The sequence below is a fragment of the Mycobacterium sp. NGS35 genome, from assembly GCF_059812855.1.
The window spans coordinates 20,042-34,439 of sequence record NZ_JCALDL010000017.1 but is presented as its reverse complement, the minus strand read 5'-3'; the positions used below and the strand labels follow the sequence as shown (position 1 = coordinate 34,439).

16 protein-coding genes are annotated in these 14,398 nt (G+C 66.3%); all 16 read left to right on the top strand.

Annotated elements, in window-relative coordinates; all coding sequences use genetic code 11:
- Positions 1-50 precede the first annotated feature (50 nt).
- The 16 genes from AC5Y4C_RS20735 (at position 51) to hypD (ending at position 14,387) form a co-directional block, all read left to right on the top strand.
- Complete coding sequence (locus AC5Y4C_RS20735; RefSeq protein ID WP_499907936.1) at positions 51-1,106, top strand: NADH-quinone oxidoreductase subunit B family protein; 1,056 nt, start codon at positions 51-53, stop codon at positions 1,104-1,106.
- 80 nt (positions 1,107-1,186) lie between these two features.
- Entirely contained in the window at positions 1,187-2,983 is a 1,797-nt protein-coding gene (locus AC5Y4C_RS20730; RefSeq protein ID WP_499951518.1) for a nickel-dependent hydrogenase large subunit, read from the top strand.
- A gap of 3 nt (positions 2,984-2,986) precedes the next feature.
- Entirely contained in the window at positions 2,987-3,910 is a 924-nt protein-coding gene (locus tag AC5Y4C_RS20725) for a NifU-related iron-sulfur-binding protein (RefSeq protein WP_499964944.1), read from the top strand.
- Positions 3,910-4,542 (top strand): DUF5947 family protein, encoded by a 633-nt coding sequence (locus tag AC5Y4C_RS20720; protein ID WP_499964946.1) that lies wholly within the window; start codon positions 3,910-3,912, stop codon positions 4,540-4,542. Before AC5Y4C_RS20725 ends, AC5Y4C_RS20720 begins: the two co-directional genes overlap by 1 nt.
- On the top strand, positions 4,539-5,183 hold the full coding sequence (locus AC5Y4C_RS20715; protein ID WP_499907932.1) for a DUF6084 family protein: 645 nt from the start codon (positions 4,539-4,541) through the stop codon (positions 5,181-5,183). The genes AC5Y4C_RS20720 and AC5Y4C_RS20715 overlap by 4 nt, the downstream gene beginning before the upstream one ends.
- Positions 5,180-6,517, top strand: a complete 1,338-nt coding sequence (locus tag AC5Y4C_RS20710; protein ID WP_499964948.1) for a hypothetical protein — start codon at positions 5,180-5,182, stop codon at positions 6,515-6,517. Before AC5Y4C_RS20715 ends, AC5Y4C_RS20710 begins: the two co-directional genes overlap by 4 nt.
- A complete protein-coding gene (locus AC5Y4C_RS20705; RefSeq protein ID WP_499907930.1) occupies positions 6,508-6,627 on the top strand; it encodes a DUF6893 family small protein in 120 nt (39 codons plus the stop codon). The genes AC5Y4C_RS20710 and AC5Y4C_RS20705 overlap by 10 nt, the downstream gene beginning before the upstream one ends.
- A 12-nt stretch (positions 6,628-6,639) precedes the next feature.
- The gene (locus AC5Y4C_RS20700; protein ID WP_499908075.1) at positions 6,640-7,128 is read left to right on the top strand and encodes a hydrogenase maturation protease; all 489 of its coding nucleotides are present in this window, start codon (positions 6,640-6,642) and stop codon (positions 7,126-7,128) included.
- A 1-nt stretch (position 7,129) separates the two neighbouring features.
- A complete protein-coding gene (locus tag AC5Y4C_RS20695; protein WP_499964950.1) occupies positions 7,130-7,378 on the top strand; it encodes a HypC/HybG/HupF family hydrogenase formation chaperone in 249 nt (82 codons plus the stop codon).
- The gene (hypF, locus tag AC5Y4C_RS20690; RefSeq protein WP_499964952.1) at positions 7,375-9,663 is read left to right on the top strand and encodes a carbamoyltransferase HypF; all 2,289 of its coding nucleotides are present in this window, start codon (positions 7,375-7,377) and stop codon (positions 9,661-9,663) included. Before AC5Y4C_RS20695 ends, hypF begins: the two co-directional genes overlap by 4 nt.
- The gene (locus AC5Y4C_RS20685) at positions 9,660-10,442 is read left to right on the top strand and encodes a DUF6390 family protein (protein ID WP_499964954.1); all 783 of its coding nucleotides are present in this window, start codon (positions 9,660-9,662) and stop codon (positions 10,440-10,442) included. The genes hypF and AC5Y4C_RS20685 overlap by 4 nt, the downstream gene beginning before the upstream one ends.
- Positions 10,439-11,203: a hydrogenase assembly protein HupF gene (locus AC5Y4C_RS20680; protein WP_499964956.1), complete on the top strand. Its 765-nt coding sequence runs from the start codon at positions 10,439-10,441 to the stop codon at positions 11,201-11,203. The genes AC5Y4C_RS20685 and AC5Y4C_RS20680 overlap by 4 nt, the downstream gene beginning before the upstream one ends.
- Complete coding sequence (locus AC5Y4C_RS20675; protein ID WP_499907925.1) at positions 11,200-11,865, top strand: D-sedoheptulose-7-phosphate isomerase; 666 nt, start codon at positions 11,200-11,202, stop codon at positions 11,863-11,865. Before AC5Y4C_RS20680 ends, AC5Y4C_RS20675 begins: the two co-directional genes overlap by 4 nt.
- Before the next feature lie 11 nt (positions 11,866-11,876).
- Complete coding sequence (hypE, locus tag AC5Y4C_RS20670) at positions 11,877-12,959, top strand: hydrogenase expression/formation protein HypE (protein WP_499964990.1); 1,083 nt, start codon at positions 11,877-11,879, stop codon at positions 12,957-12,959.
- 18 nt (positions 12,960-12,977) lie between these two features.
- Positions 12,978-13,250, top strand: coding sequence for a HypC/HybG/HupF family hydrogenase formation chaperone (locus AC5Y4C_RS20665; RefSeq protein WP_499907924.1), 273 nt, complete (start codon positions 12,978-12,980; stop codon positions 13,248-13,250).
- 12 nt (positions 13,251-13,262) lie between these two features.
- Entirely contained in the window at positions 13,263-14,387 is a 1,125-nt protein-coding gene (gene hypD / locus AC5Y4C_RS20660; RefSeq protein ID WP_499964958.1) for a hydrogenase formation protein HypD, read from the top strand.
- The last annotated feature ends 11 nt before the right edge of the window (positions 14,388-14,398 follow it).

Genomic DNA, 14,398 nt, shown 5'->3' with positions numbered 1-14,398 from the left:
GTCGACTCCTGTGGTGCAGGGACACGGGTCGTCCCGGAAAGAGCTGCTAAATGCCAACTGAGGCAGCAGTCCAAGCAGAAGAGACCTTGATCCATGTCTTGTGGATCAATGCCGGTCTGAGTTGTGACGGCGATTCCGTGGCGTTGACTGCCGCCACCCAACCCAGTGTCGAAGAAATTGCTCTCGGCGCACTTCCGGGGCTACCAAAGGTCGCCGTCCATTGGCCCCTGATCGATTTCGAATGCGGGCCGAACGGGGGCGCCGACGACTTCCTCGAATGGTTCTTCAAAGCCGACCGCGGCGATTTGGAACCGTTCGTGCTCGTCGTCGAAGGGTCCATTCCGAACGAGCAGCTGCACGACGAGGGCTACTGGTGCGGATTCGGTAACAATCCGGCCACCGGTCAACCGATGACCACCAGCGAATGGCTCGATCGGCTGGCGCCGAAGGCCACCGCAGTGGTCGCCGTCGGCACCTGCGCGACCTACGGAGGCATCCATGCGATGGCCGGTAACCCCACCGGCGCGATGGGAGTCCCCGACTACCTGGGGTGGGACTGGAAGAGCAAAGCGGGCATCCCGATCGTCTGTGTCCCGGGTTGCCCCATCCATCCCGACAACCTCTCCGAGACACTGACATACCTGCTGTACATGGCCACAGGTCAGGCGCCGATGATTCCGCTCGACGACGCGCTGCGGCCGAAGTGGTTGTTCGGCCAGAGCGTCCACGAGGGGTGCGATCGGGCCGGATATTACGAGCAGGGCGATTTCGCGACCGAGTACGGATCGCCGAAATGCATTGTGAAGCTCGGATGTTGGGGTCCGGTGGTGAAGTGCAACGTGCCCAAGCGTGGCTGGATCAACGGTATCGGCGGGTGCCCGAACGTCGGCGGCATCTGCATCGGCTGCACCATGCCGGGCTTCCCGGACAAGTTCATGCCGTTCATGGACGAACCCCCGGGCGGCAAGTTGTCGTCCACCGCGTCGACGATGTACGGCTCGGTGATCCGCAGCCTGCGTCACATCACCGGCCGCACTGTCGACAAAGAGCCGAAGTGGCGGCATCCGGGAACCAAGCTGGAAACGGGAGCAACCCGCACCTGGTAGGTGCGCGTTGTGTTCTGCGCTCTGCCAGCGGCTTTCGCGTCTTCTAGCAGCGCCACACGCATCAACGAGAGAGAAGTCCGATGACAACGATCACCCCCGAACCGACACAGGCGAAGCGTGAACCCGGCCAGCTGGTCGAGATGGCGTGGGATCCGATCACCCGGATCGTGGGCAGCCTGGGCATCTACACCAAGATCGACTTCGAGAACAAAGAAGTGGTGGAATGCCATTCGACATCGTCGATCTTCCGCGGCTACTCGCTGTTCATGAAGGGCAAGGACCCGCGCGACGCGCACTTCATCACCAGCCGCATCTGCGGGATCTGCGGTGACAACCACTGCACCTGCTCTTGCTACACGCAGCAGATGGCGTATGGCGTCCAGCCGCCCCACCTCGCCGAGTGGCTGGTCAACCTCGGCGAGGCCGCGGAATACATGTTCGACCACAACATCTTCCAGGAGAATCTGGTCGGCGTGGACTACTGCGAGAAGATGGTCGCGGAGACCAATCCCGGTGTACTGGCCAAGGCCGAGAACACTGCGGCACCACACGCAGACATGCACGGCTACAAGACCATCGCCGACATCATGCGCGCGCTGAACCCGTTCACCGGCGAGTTCTACCGGCAGGCACTGCAAGTCAGCAGGTGGACACGAGAGATGTTCTGCCTCATGGAAGGTCGCCACGTTCACCCGTCGACGTTGTACCCGGGTGGTGTCGGCACCACCGCCACCATCCAGCTGATGACCGACTACATGACGCGGCTGATGCGCTACGTGGAGTTCATGAAAACCGTGGTGCCGATGCACGACGACCTGTTCGACTTCTTCTACGAGGCGCTGCCGGGGTACGAGAAGGTCGGCCTGCGTCGAACCCTGCTCGGCTGCTGGGGGTCGTTCCAGGATCCCGAGCACTGCAACTTCTCCTACAAGGACATGGAGAACTGGGGCCGCAAGATGTTCGTCACGCCGGGCGTGGTGGTGGACGGCAAGCTCGTCACCACCTCACTGGTCGACATCAACCTCGGCATCCGAATCCTGTTGGGGCACAGCTACTACGACGACTGGACCGACCAGGAGATGTTCGTCAAGACCGACCCGCTGGGCAATCCGGTGGACCGGCGCCATCCGTGGAACCAGCACACCAATCCTCGTCCGCAAAAGCGCGACTTCGACGGCAACTACAGCTGGGTGATGGCGCCGCGATGGTTCGACGGTAAAGACCACCTCGCCCTCGACACCGGCGGCGGGCCGCTGGCCCGCTTGTGGTCGACGGCGCTGGCCGGACTGGTCGACATCGGCTACATCAAGTCCACCGGACACAGCGTGCAGATCAATCTGCCCAAGACGGCGCTGAAAGGCCCGGTCGAGCTGGAGTGGAAGGTGCCGCAACACGGCAGCAACACCATCGAACGCAACCGCGCGCGCACCTACTTCCAGGCTTATGCTGCGGCGGCCGCCCTGCACTTCGCCGAGAAGGCGTTGGTGGAGATCCGCGCCGGGCGCACCAAGACCTGGGAGAAGTTCGACGTGCCTGACGAAGGCATCGGGTGCGGCTTCACCGAGGCCGTCCGCGGTGTGCTGAGCCACCACATGGTGATTCGCGACGGCAAGATCGCCAACTACCACCCGTATCCGCCCACCCCGTGGAACGCGAACCCACGCGACAGCTACGGCACCCCGGGGCCGTACGAGGATGCCGTGCAAGGTCAGCCGATCTTCGAGGAGAACGACAGAGAGCATTTCAAGGGCATCGACATCATGCGCACGGTCCGCAGCTTTGATCCGTGCCTGCCCTGCGGCGTGCACATGTACCTGGGCAAGGGCAAGACGCTCGAGAGACTGCACTCCCCGACCCAGTCCGTGACCGGGGAGTGACGTATGGCCGATCGCCGGCGCGACGAGCAGGTGAGCGAGCCGGAAGAATTCGAGCCAGAGGCGCACTGGCGCACGGCCGGCAATCGGATTCAGAATTTGCTCGACGCCAGCGCCGCCGCCGGCCCGGTGGCGCAGCAGCGTGCCGAGCAACTGGTCCGTGAGGTCACCGATCTCTACGGCGCCGGTCTGGAAAGGGTGATGCGGCTCGTCGTGTCATCGAATCCCGAACTGGCAGAAGCCTTCACAGCGGACCCGCTGATTGCCAGCCTGCTTCTGGTGCACAACCTTCACCCGCATCCCCTACAGCGGCGGGTGGCTGATGCCCTCGACAGCGTGAGGCCCTATCTGGGCAGTCACGGCGGCGACGTGGATTTGATCGAGGTCACCGGTGAGGTGGTGAGGCTGCAATTCACCGGTAGCTGCCGCACCTGTCCGTCATCCTCGGTGACCCTGGAGCTGGCGGTCGAGGAGGCGATTCGCGCTGCCGCTCCCGAGATCGTGTCGATCGAAGTCGTTGCGGCCGAAGCCAAACCGCCGAAGCCGATACCTGCCGACTCGCTGATGAGCCGTGTCCACACCAAACCCGTTTGGCATCGGGTTCCCGACGTCGCCGCGCTGGCCCCGGGTGAGGTGGGCGGCTTCCGGGTCGACGGCGCAGTGGTGCTGGCGTGCCGCGTCGACGACACGCTATTCGCCTACCGAGACCGCTGCGGATGCTGCGGCGAATCGCTGGCCGGCGCGGCGCTGCACCGGGTGATGGGTTCGACGGCCCCGGTGCTGCGATGTCCGCGCTGTCACGCTCACTTCGACGTGGTGCATGCCGGGCGCTGTGTCGACGGGAACGGCCACGCTGATGCGCACCTCGAGCCGATTCCGTTGCTGCAACGCGATGGTGTGCTGTCGATGGCTTTGCAGGGCGGCTCGTGATGGACGGCGCGTACGACGTGCTGGCCCGTATCCGGGCAAGCCGCGGGTCGACCCAACCGGCCGGCGAGCGGTGCGAGATGTGCGCCGATCCGATCGCCGACGAACACCAGCACGTCGTCAACGTCGAAGGCCGGCAACTGATGTGCGTGTGCCGCGGATGCTATCTGCTGTTCACCGACACCACCGCCGACCTGCGTTACCGGGCGATTCCGGACCGAGTTCTGAGCTTCGGCGATTTCGGCATCGATCGCCGGCAGTGGGATGCGTTGGAGATCCCGGTCGGTCTGGCATTCTTCTTCCGCAACTCGGCGCTCGGCCGTGTCGTCGCGTTCTATCCCGGACCGGCCGGTGCGACGGAATCAGAGTTGGACCTGGGCGCCTGGAGCGCCATTCGCGACGCGGACCCGCGCGTGGACATGCTCGCCGACGACACCGAGGCGCTGATCGTTCGGGTGCCCAGCGACGAAACCTGTTCGCCGGATTGCTATCTGGTGCCGATCGACGTCTGCTACGAGTTCGTCGGCCGGATGCGGATGCTGTGGCACGGGTTCGACGGCGGCCGAGAAGTCCGCGATTACATCACCGGGTTCTTCGACGAACTCGCCGCCCGAAGCAAGGCGGTATCGCGGTGACAGACCTGACGTTCCGCGTTGTCGACGTGTCGCCGCAGCCGTACGCGGTGACACCGGTGCTGGCGGCGCGCGTCGCGGTTACCGCAGTCGGCGACGACCCCGTGCATGCGATCGCGCTGCGCTGCCAGGTGCGGATCGACCCGTTGCGGCGCCGGTACTCCGACGAAGAAGCGGCCGGGCTGTTGGATTTGTTCGGGCCGCGGGAGCGGTGGAGCTCCACCCAGCGAACGTTCGTGTGGCTGCACTGCGCCGTGATGGTGCCGGGCTTCACCGGCACCACCCAGGTCGACCTGCCGCTGCAATGCACCTACGACTTCGAGGTCGCCGCGGCGAAGTACATGCATGCGTTGCGTGACGGCACCATTGCGCTCCAGTTCCTGTTCAGCGGAACAGTGTTCACCCAGGGCGCGCGCGGCTTCGCGGTGCGGCAGGTGCCGTGGGACAAAGAGGACCGATACGACTTGCCGGTGGCGGCGTGGCGCACGCTGATGGACCAGCACTACCCGAACACCGGATGGCTGCGCCTGAACCGCGCCACGCTGGCGGCGTTGTCCGCGTACAAGACCGAACGGGGTCTGCTGGGCTACGACGACGCCGTCAGTGCGCTTCTGGACGCGGCGTGTCAGAAGGAGCTGCGATGAGCGGCGGCTGGGACCATGTTCGCGCCGTCGCCGACGCGGTGCTCTACGAGGGTTATCTGTTGTACCCGTACCGGGCGGGCTCATCGAAGAACCAGTCACGCTGGCAATTCGGCGTGCTGGGACCGCCTGGCGCCGAACAGAAAGGCATCGGCGAGAACGACTTGATGTCGGCCCAGGTGCTCGTCGACGGTGACACCGTCGAGTTGACGGTGGTGGTCCGGTTCCTCCAGTTGCAGCGGCGCACCGCGCAGAAGAACAGTCCTGCCGGTGGTTTCGTGCCCGTCGACCAGCTGACCGCCGGCGGCCGGACGTGGCTCACGTGGGACGAGGCGGTGGAACGGGAGCTGGAGTTCGGACCGTTCACTGTCGCGAATCTCGAAGAAAAGCAACGGGTTCCGATAGCCGTAGCCGGCGGCACCGACGTCGAGCGCATCGACGGTGGCCGCCTGGTCCGTAGCCGCAGAGAGCTTGCCGGTGAACTCGCACTGGCTGCCGACCGGGACGACGGGCTCATTCGGGTCAGCCTGGTCGTGCGTAACACCGGTGCTGAGCCGGCCGACAAAGACGAAGCCATCGCCGCCTCGTTCATCGGCACGCACCTCGTAGCAGAGGTGACCAACGGCGCCTTCGTGTCGCTGCTCGACCCGCCGTCGACCGCTGCCGAGGCCGCGACGCGATGTCATCAGCACCGCTGCTTCCCGGTGCTCGCCGGTCCGCCCGGCGCAAATGATCTGATGCTGGTTTCGCCGATCATCCTCTACGACCACCCGCAGATCGCCGAGCAGAGCGAAGGCGCGCTCTACGACTCCACCGAGATCGACGAAATCCTCACGTTGCGCGTGATGACCATGACCGACGAGGAGAAGGCGCAGGCCCGGGCGACCGATCCGCTTGCCGCCCAGATCATCGACCGATGTGACTCGATGTCGCCAGAAGCGATGCTCAATCTGCATGGCGTTCTGCGTGATCCGCACGCCGCGGATGGCCGGCCGCCCCTGATCCCCGAGATTCCCGACGGCGTGGACTGGTGGGATCCGGTGGCCGACACCGCGGTTCAGCCGGAGATCGACGCGGTGTTGGTCGACGGGGTCCGGGTGGCCGCCGGCTCTCGGGTGCGTCTGCACCCGTCACGGCGCGCCGACGCTCAGGACATCTTCTTCAGCGGAAAGACCGCACGCGTCACCTCGGTCCACGAGGACGTGGACGGCAACCAGCACGTCGCGGTCGTGGTCGACGACGACCCGGCTGCCGATTTGCACGAGTGGTACGGCCGCTACCTGTACTTCGCCCCGGATGAAGTCGAGCCGCTCGAAAGGAGTTCGAAATGGATGTAGTGGGTTGGGTGGCGATCGGCGTCGTCGCCGCCGTGATCGTCGCGGGCGTCGTGGTCGGCGTGACCTCCATACCGGATGCGCGGCGCTACATGAAGATTCGCCGGATGTAGGACGGGAGTGACATCACGTCCCGGATTCTGGTAGCAGGCATCGGCAACATCTTCCTCGGCGACGACGGGTTCGGCCCCGAGGTGGTGCGGCGCGGGCGGGAACGCATCGCCGCCACCGGCGCGCGGGTAATCGACTACGGCATCGGCGGCATGCACCTGGCCTACGACCTGCTCGAGGACTGGGACGGCCTGGTCCTCGTCGACGCAGTGCCCAACCAAGGTTCACCGGGCACCGTACACCTCTTCGAGGTGGACCATGAATCTGCTTGCAGCGCACCAGTTCTGGACGCCCACAGCATGCACCCCGGCGCGGTGTTCGCAAGCGTGGCCGCACTGGGCGGCAAGCCGCCCTACACCGTGGTGGTGGGCTGCGAGGTCGAAACCGTCGACGAAGGCATCGGGTTGTCCGATTCGGTGCGCAGGGCCGTGAACGGCGCCGTCGACGACGTGCTGCAGGTGGTCTCGGCGATGGCGGCGCGGGTCTGCGCGGGAGGCGATTGAGATGTGCCTGGGAATTCCTGGTCAGGTGGTCGGTCTGCTGGAGGGTTACGGCGGCCAGCTCGCGCTCGTCGACGTCGCCGGGGAGCAACGCAAGGTCAACATCGGCATGCTGCCCGAGGAGACATTCGAGCCGGGCGACTGGGTGATCATCCACATGGGCTTCGTCGTCGAAAAGACCGACTGCGCAGGAGCTGACGCCGCGATGACAGGCCTGAAGCTGATGGGCCGCGATCCGGAGGCAGCGCCGTGACCGACCGGCGCCGACTGCGGGTCAGCGTGCGCGGGGTGGTGCAAGGCGTGGGCTTCCGGCCATTCGTCTACACCACTGCGGCAGCGTTCGGCCTGTCCGGGTGCGTGCGCAACGACAGCTCTGGCGCGCTGATCGAAGTGGAAGGCGACACCGCCGGTCTCGAGCAGTTCTTGTCCCGGCTGCGCGACTCGCCGCCACCGTTGGCGCTCATCGAATCCTATGAGATCGAGGAGGTTTCGCCTGTTGGCGGCACCGGCTTCGCGATTGCCGACACCTCCCGGTCGAACAGTGGCCGCACGCTGGTCTCCCCCGACGTCGCGATGTGTGCGGACTGCGCGGCAGAATTACGTGACCCGACCAACCGCCGGTACCGGCATCCGTTCGTCAACTGCACCAACTGCGGGCCGCGGTTCACGATCATCGGCGGGCTCCCCTACGACCGCGCTACCACGACGATGTCGGCGTTCGACATGTGCGCCGACTGCGCCCGCGAATACGCCGATCCAGCCGACCGCCGCTTCCATGCCCAACCGGTGTGTTGCCCGAAGTGTGGCCCCACCCTGCGCTACGTGAAGCCGGGACGAGACATGCTGTACCGCGACGACGCACTCAGCGCGGCGCGCATGCTGTTGCGTGACGGCGGCGTGCTCGCCGTGAAAGGGGTCGGCGGTTACCACCTCGCCTGTGATGCCCGCGACCAGACCGCGGTGACGGGATTGCGACGCCGGAAGCGCCGCGGCGACAAGCCGTTTGCCGTGATGGTGGCCGACCTGGCCAGTGCGAGGCGCATCGCCCTGGTCGACGAAACGGCTCAGCGCATGCTCACCGGGCCGCAGCGGCCGATCGTGCTGCTCCCTCGCTTGGCTTCGGCGCGGGTAGCCGAATCCGTCGCACCGCGCAACCCCGACCTCGGCGTGATGGTGGCTTATACGCCGCTGCACGCCCTGCTGTTCGGGCTGGACGGCGACCAGCAGGGCCCCGATGTGCTGGTGATGACGTCGGGAAACCTTGGCGGAGAGCCGATTTGCTATCACGACGACGATGCGCTGACCCGGTTGGCGCACCTCGCCGACGGTTGGCTGATGCACGACCGCGCAATCCTGGTTCCGTGTGACGACTCGGTGGTCCGGGTGGTCGACGGATCGGAGCTGCCGATCCGGCGCTCACGCGGTTACGCCCCTCTGCCGGTCGCGTTGCCGCTGCCCGTACCTCCGACACTGGCGGTCGGCTCGGACTTGAAGAACACGATGGCTGTGGCCGACGGTCGCTACGCCTGGCTGAGTCAGCACATCGGCGACATGGACGACCTGGCCACCCTGTCGGCGTTCGACGACGCGCAGCAGCACCTGCGCGCGCTCACCGGCGTGCAGCCGCAACTGCTGGTGGCTGACGCACATCCGCTGTACCGGTCGACGGGCTGGGCGCACCGTAACGCCGACGGGCGGCCGGTGCGCACCGTGCAACACCATCACGCCCACATCGCAGCCGTGATGGCCGAGCACGGGTGCGACGGTTCCGAGCAGGTGCTCGGGTTCGCGTTCGACGGCACGGGTTACGGCTGCGACGAAGCGGTGTGGGGCGGCGAGCTCATGCTCGCGAACTACAAGGGATACGAGCGCTTGGCGCACCTGAAATATGTACCGCTGGCCGGCGGCGACACCAGCGTGCTGCGCCCGTACCGGATGGCACTGGCCCACCTGTGGGCGGCCGGCATCGACTGGGATCCCGACCTGCCGCCGGTCGCGGCGTGTCCACCCGAGGAACGAAAGGTGTTGGCACACCAGTTCGCCACCGGCCGGGGCTGCGTGCCGACGTCGAGCATGGGGCGGCTCTTCGATGCGGTGTCGGCGCTGACCGGGGTGCGCCAGGTGGTCGCCTATGAGGCGCAAGCAGCCATCGAGCTGGAAGGACTTGCGCGCGGCGCCGCATGTGGCGCAACGGTGTACACGTTCGGCATCGAGCGCCGCGCCCCGGTCGATCTGATCGACCCCGCTCCCGTGCTGGCAGCGGCGGTCGGCGACTGGCGCGCTGGTGTGAGCGCAGCCGTGATCGGTGCCCGGTTCCACCACGCGGTCGCCCACCTGATCGTCGCATTGGCGGCTCGGCATGCCGAGGCGTCGCAAACGATCGCCCTGTCGGGCGGGGTGTTCCAGAATGCGCTGCTGCTGCACTCGACGCTGCAGTGCTTGCGACACAGAGGTTTTCGGGTGATCAGCCACCGGCGGGTGCCGCCGAACGACGGTGGGCTTGCGTTGGGCCAGCTCTTGGTGGGGAATTCGGCATGAGCACGGTGACTCGAGGGCAGGAATTGTTCGGCCAGTACGCCTATCCGCCGAACGAGCTCGGCTATTGCGGGCCCGCCGGGACCGGCGATGTGGGCGAACTCGCTGCACATGCGCGCGAATTCGACGGCGCCTGGCCCTACCTGACCGCGATCGCCGACGCCGTCGGCGGCACCGAGGCACTGCATGAAGACGTCGTTCGAAGCTACTGGACGGGCGGCCGTGCGTTGGACAAGGTGGACCCCGGCGATCTGCTCCGCCGTCTCAGAACGGCATTCCAGGGGCAGGTGACCGGTCTGCTCGACTCGATCCAGCCGTGCGCTGAGGTGCTGGCGCACCACAGTTTTCACGTCTTCGTCGTCTACCCGTGGGTGCGCTTCCTGGATCGCGGCCCAGATACCGCGCTGACAGTCCTGCAGGACTGCCGGATCCGCTGGGGCACGGTCCAGTCGGTGTCCGATGACCATGTGACGATCGCGTCGCAGCCACTGCAGCTCACTGCGGGCCGGCTGTCTCTCGGCGAAGCCCGCACCGAAGACGTGCGGTGGAAGAAGGGCGACCTGCGGCTGGCGCCGATGCCCGCGCCTGGCGACGTCGTGTCGGCGCACTGGAACTGGATGTGCGCAGCCCTGAGCGACGACGAAGCCGCCGCGCTCGCGGCCGCCACCCAAGCCACCCTCGATCTGGTCAACACTGCCCGCGCCGAACGCCTGCCGGTCGCAGCGAAACAAGAGCAGACTGGTGGGCAGCGCAGGCCCGCGCACCCGGGAGGCCCACGATGACAACCACTGCGCAACTGGGCGGCTCGTACGTCGACGCCGAACTCTCCGCCGACTTGGCCGCTGCGGCATTGGATCTGGCCCGCCGATTCCACGACGGCGCCACCCTGTGGGTGATCTCGCCTGAGTGGGAGCCGCACGCCCATCACGTCGCCGTCGAGTTCGTCCACCCGGTGGTCATGGGTAAGCGGGCATTGCCGTCGGTCGCCCTCGTAGACCCCGATCCGGTGGCGCAGGCGCGGGTGGCCAGCCAGCCCGGCGATCTGTTGATCGCGATTGCGGCGGCCGATCAGCCCGCCGTCCTCGACGCCATGCGGCGCGCGCAGGCGTGGGGCGTTTTGACGCTGTGGATCGGGTCCGGACCGCGACCACCCGCCGGGGCGGCCAACCACATCCTGTGGATCGACTCCGACGACCCGATGGTCCCGGCGACCGGAACGTTTGTGCTGCTGTATCACTTGTTGTGGGAGCTCACCCACGTCTGCTTCGAGCATCCGGGCCTGCTGAAAACCGCCCGCACCGACGAAGTCTGCGTGACATGCGGCGACGAGGGCCGGATCGCCGAAATTCTTCTGGCACCAACAGACGACACCGGTCAGGCGCTGGTGCGCACGGCCTCCGGCGAGGAGTGGGTGGACGTCACGATCCTCGGTGACGTCGCCACCAATGACCTCGTGTTGGTGCACGCAGGAGCCGCAATCGCCCGTCTTGGCGATGAGCGCTCGAGCGAAGATCAGACAACAGGCCGCGAGGTGACCATATGACCGAAAGCACCGGATTTCTCTACCCATTCATCGAGTCGGAGGAGACCGACGCCAAGAGCCTGCTCGACGACCTCGCTGACTCGGCACGCGGTAAGGCCGCGGAAAGCGCTCGGCTGCAACGGGAATCGCTCGACGAGTATGGCGACGCGCTGGCGGCCGCCGGAGCGCAGATGGCCGAACGCTTCCGTCGCGGCGGGCGGCTCTACACGTTCGGCAACGGCGGCAGCTCCACCGATGCGGCGACGCTGGCGTCACTGTTCAGCCGTCCCGCGCGGGGCCGCCCGGTCGCCGCGTGGTCATTGGCCGCCGACGAGGCCGTGGTGACCGCACTCGGCAACGACGTCGGATTCGAGCTGATCTTCAAGCGCCAGATCATCGCCCATGCCCGCGATAAAGACGTGGCGATCGCGTTGTCGACGTCCGGCAACTCCGAGGATCTGATGACGGCGATCACGGAGGCCGACCAGCGTGGACTGTTGACGATCGGGTTCTCCGGCCACGACGGCGGCCGGATGGCCGTAGCCGACGACCTCGACTTCTGTTTCACGGTGCATTCGCAGAGCATCCATCGCATCCAGGAAAGCCATGCGATGCTCGGGTATCGGCTCTGGTCGGTGGCACAGGACCGAATGGCTCAGCCCCGCAACGGAGTTCACCCGTGACCACCAACGCGATGAGCGCCGCCGAGCGCGAAGACCGGGTGCTGGAACGCATCGACAAGTTCCGGCAGCGCCGTCCGCGCCTGCTCGACGACGTGGTGACACTCGCGCATGGCGCGGGTGGCAAGTCGTCGGCCGCACTCGTCGACGCAGTGTTCGTCGAGGCGTTCCGCAACGCCGAACTCGAGCAACTCGGCGACGCCGCGCTGCTGCGCACTGCGTCCGGCGAGCGGCTGGCCTTCTCTACCGACTCGTATGTCGTTGCGCCACGGCGCTTTCCGGGCGGTTCCATCGGACATGTCGCCGTGCACGGCACCATCAACGATCTGGCCGTGACGGGTGCCCGGCCGCAATGGCTGTCGGCGGCCTTCGTGATCGAGGAAGGCTTTCCCATCAGCGAGCTACGCGAGATCGTCGCGGACATGAGCGAATCGGCGGCCCGATCCGGTGTCCACATCGTCACTGGCGACACCAAGGTGGTGGGTAAGGGCGCTGCCGATGGGCTCTACATCTGCACCGCCGGCGTCGGCCTGATCCCGGACGGCCGGCACCTGGGACGCGAGCGTGTGCGGCCCGGCGACAAGGTGGTGTTGTCGGGCACCATCGGCGAACACGGCATGGCGGTGATGCTCGCTCGCGGTGACCTGGCCATCGACGCCGACATCGCGTCCGACACCGCACCGGTGCACGAGCTGGTGGAGCTTCTGCTCGAGGCGGCCCCGCGCACCCGGTGGCTGCGCGACGCCACGCGCGGCGGCGTCGGCACCGTCTGCAACGAGCTTGTCAAGGACTCGCCGTTCGCGCTGATCCTCGACGAGGCGAGCCTTCCGGTGCAGCCGCAAGTCCTCGGTGCTTGCGACATGCTCGGTATCGACCCGCTGTATGTGGCCAACGAGGGCAAGTTCGTCGCTGTCGTGCCTGCCGAGGAGGCGGACGTGGCGATCACCGCGCTGCGTTCCCACCCGCAGGGCGCCGATGCGGCGGTGGTCGGCGAGATCGTGGCCGAACCTCACGGCATCGTGGCGCTGCGAACGTCGTTGGGCGGCAGCCGAATCGTCGACATGCTCGTCGGTGATCCGTTGCCGCGAATCTGTTGAGATTGAGGAGTTTTCACGATGTGTCTGGGGATACCCGGTCAGGTGGTCGACATCGTCGACGCCGAACAGTCGCTGGCGAAGGTGGACGTCAACGGCGTGCGGCGCAATATCAGTGTGCGGCTGCTCACCGACGACAACCTGCAGGTCGGTGACTGGGTGCTGGTGCACGTGGGGTTCGCGATGGCCAAGATCGACGAACGCGAAGCCGAGATCACGCTGAATCAGCTCAAGCACATGGGCGCCGACTACGACAACGAGATCCAAGCCTTCAATTCATCCGAAATCGCTTGAGGGAGCTGGGCAATGAGATTCGTCGACGAGTTCCGCGATCCGGCAGCAGCTCGCGCCCTGGTCAAGTCGATCACCGAGCTCGCCGGTGGCGACCACTTCAAGTTCATGGAGGTGTGCGGCGGCCACACGCACACCATCTACCGTCACGGGATCGAGCATCTGCTGCCGGAATCGGTTGAGCTGGTGCATGGCCCGGGTTGCCCGGTGTGTGTGATCCCGATGGGCCGGGTGGACGACGCGATGTGGCTCGCCGAGCAACCCGGAATCATCTTCACCACGTTCGGCGACATGATGCGCGTCCCGGGCTCCAGAGGCAACCTGATCGAGGCGAAGGCGCGCGGCGCCGATGTGCGGTTCGTGTACTCCCCGCTCGACGCGTTGAAGGTGGCGCTGGACAATCCCGACCGCCACGTCGTGTTCTTCGCCGTCGGATTCGAAACCACGGCCCCGTCTACAGCTGTGACCCTGGTGCGGGCCCGGTCGCTCGGTGTCCGGAACTTCTCGGTGTTCTGCAACCATGTCACGATCGTGCCGCCGATCAAGGCGATCCTGGAGTCGCCTGATCTGCGGCTGTCCGGATTCTTGGGTCCGGGCCATGTCTCGACGGTGGTGGGGTTGCGGCCGTACCGGTTCGTGCCGGACGTGTACGGGAAACCCATGGTGGTAGCCGGTTTTGAGCCGCTGGACATTCTGGCGTCGGTGCACATGCTGTTGCGCCAGATTCGCGACGGGCGGTGCGAGGTCGAGAACCAGTACACCCGCGTGGTGCGGCCGGAGGGCAACACCCAGGCGTTGAAGCTGATGGCCCAGACATTCGAGCTGCGGCCTCACTTCGAATGGCGCGGACTGGGATTCATTTCGCAGAGCGCGCTCAAGGTCCACCGCGACTACGCCGATTTCGACGCCGAGCTGGCATTCGACATGCCGGGTGTGCGGGTCGCCGATCCGAAGGCATGCCAGTGCGGGGAGGTGCTCAAGGGCGTGATCAAGCCGTGGGAATGCAAGGTGTTCGGCACCGCGTGCACCCCGGAGACGCCGATCGGCACGTGCATGGTGTCACCGGAGGGCGCCTGCGCGGCGTACTACAACTTCGGTCGGCTGCACCGCGAGACGGCTCAACTGCTGGGCCAACGCTGAGCGCGACCGCG

Excerpts from the sequence above, each read along its gene's own strand:
- AC5Y4C_RS20710 (WP_499964948.1), top strand. The coding sequence starts at position 5,180 with ATGAGCGGCGGCTGGGACCATGTTCGCGCCGTCGCCGACGCGGTGCTC.
- AC5Y4C_RS20665 (WP_499907924.1), top strand. The coding sequence starts at position 12,978 with ATGTGTCTGGGGATACCCGGTCAGGTGGTCGACATCGTCGACGCCGAA.
- AC5Y4C_RS20705 (WP_499907930.1), top strand. The coding sequence starts at position 6,508 with ATGGATGTAGTGGGTTGGGTGGCGATCGGCGTCGTCGCCGCCGTGATC.
- AC5Y4C_RS20735 (WP_499907936.1), top strand. The coding sequence starts at position 51 with ATGCCAACTGAGGCAGCAGTCCAAGCAGAAGAGACCTTGATCCATGTC.
- AC5Y4C_RS20685 (WP_499964954.1), top strand. The coding sequence starts at position 9,660 with ATGAGCACGGTGACTCGAGGGCAGGAATTGTTCGGCCAGTACGCCTAT.
- AC5Y4C_RS20725 (WP_499964944.1), top strand. The coding sequence starts at position 2,987 with ATGGCCGATCGCCGGCGCGACGAGCAGGTGAGCGAGCCGGAAGAATTC.
- hypE (WP_499964990.1), top strand. The coding sequence starts at position 11,877 with ATGAGCGCCGCCGAGCGCGAAGACCGGGTGCTGGAACGCATCGACAAG.
- AC5Y4C_RS20695 (WP_499964950.1), top strand. The coding sequence starts at position 7,130 with ATGTGCCTGGGAATTCCTGGTCAGGTGGTCGGTCTGCTGGAGGGTTAC.
- hypD (WP_499964958.1), top strand. The coding sequence starts at position 13,263 with ATGAGATTCGTCGACGAGTTCCGCGATCCGGCAGCAGCTCGCGCCCTG.
- AC5Y4C_RS20720 (WP_499964946.1), top strand. The coding sequence starts at position 3,910 with ATGGACGGCGCGTACGACGTGCTGGCCCGTATCCGGGCAAGCCGCGGG.
- AC5Y4C_RS20680 (WP_499964956.1), top strand. The coding sequence starts at position 10,439 with ATGACAACCACTGCGCAACTGGGCGGCTCGTACGTCGACGCCGAACTC.
- AC5Y4C_RS20730 (WP_499951518.1), top strand. The coding sequence starts at position 1,187 with ATGACAACGATCACCCCCGAACCGACACAGGCGAAGCGTGAACCCGGC.
- AC5Y4C_RS20675 (WP_499907925.1), top strand. The coding sequence starts at position 11,200 with ATGACCGAAAGCACCGGATTTCTCTACCCATTCATCGAGTCGGAGGAG.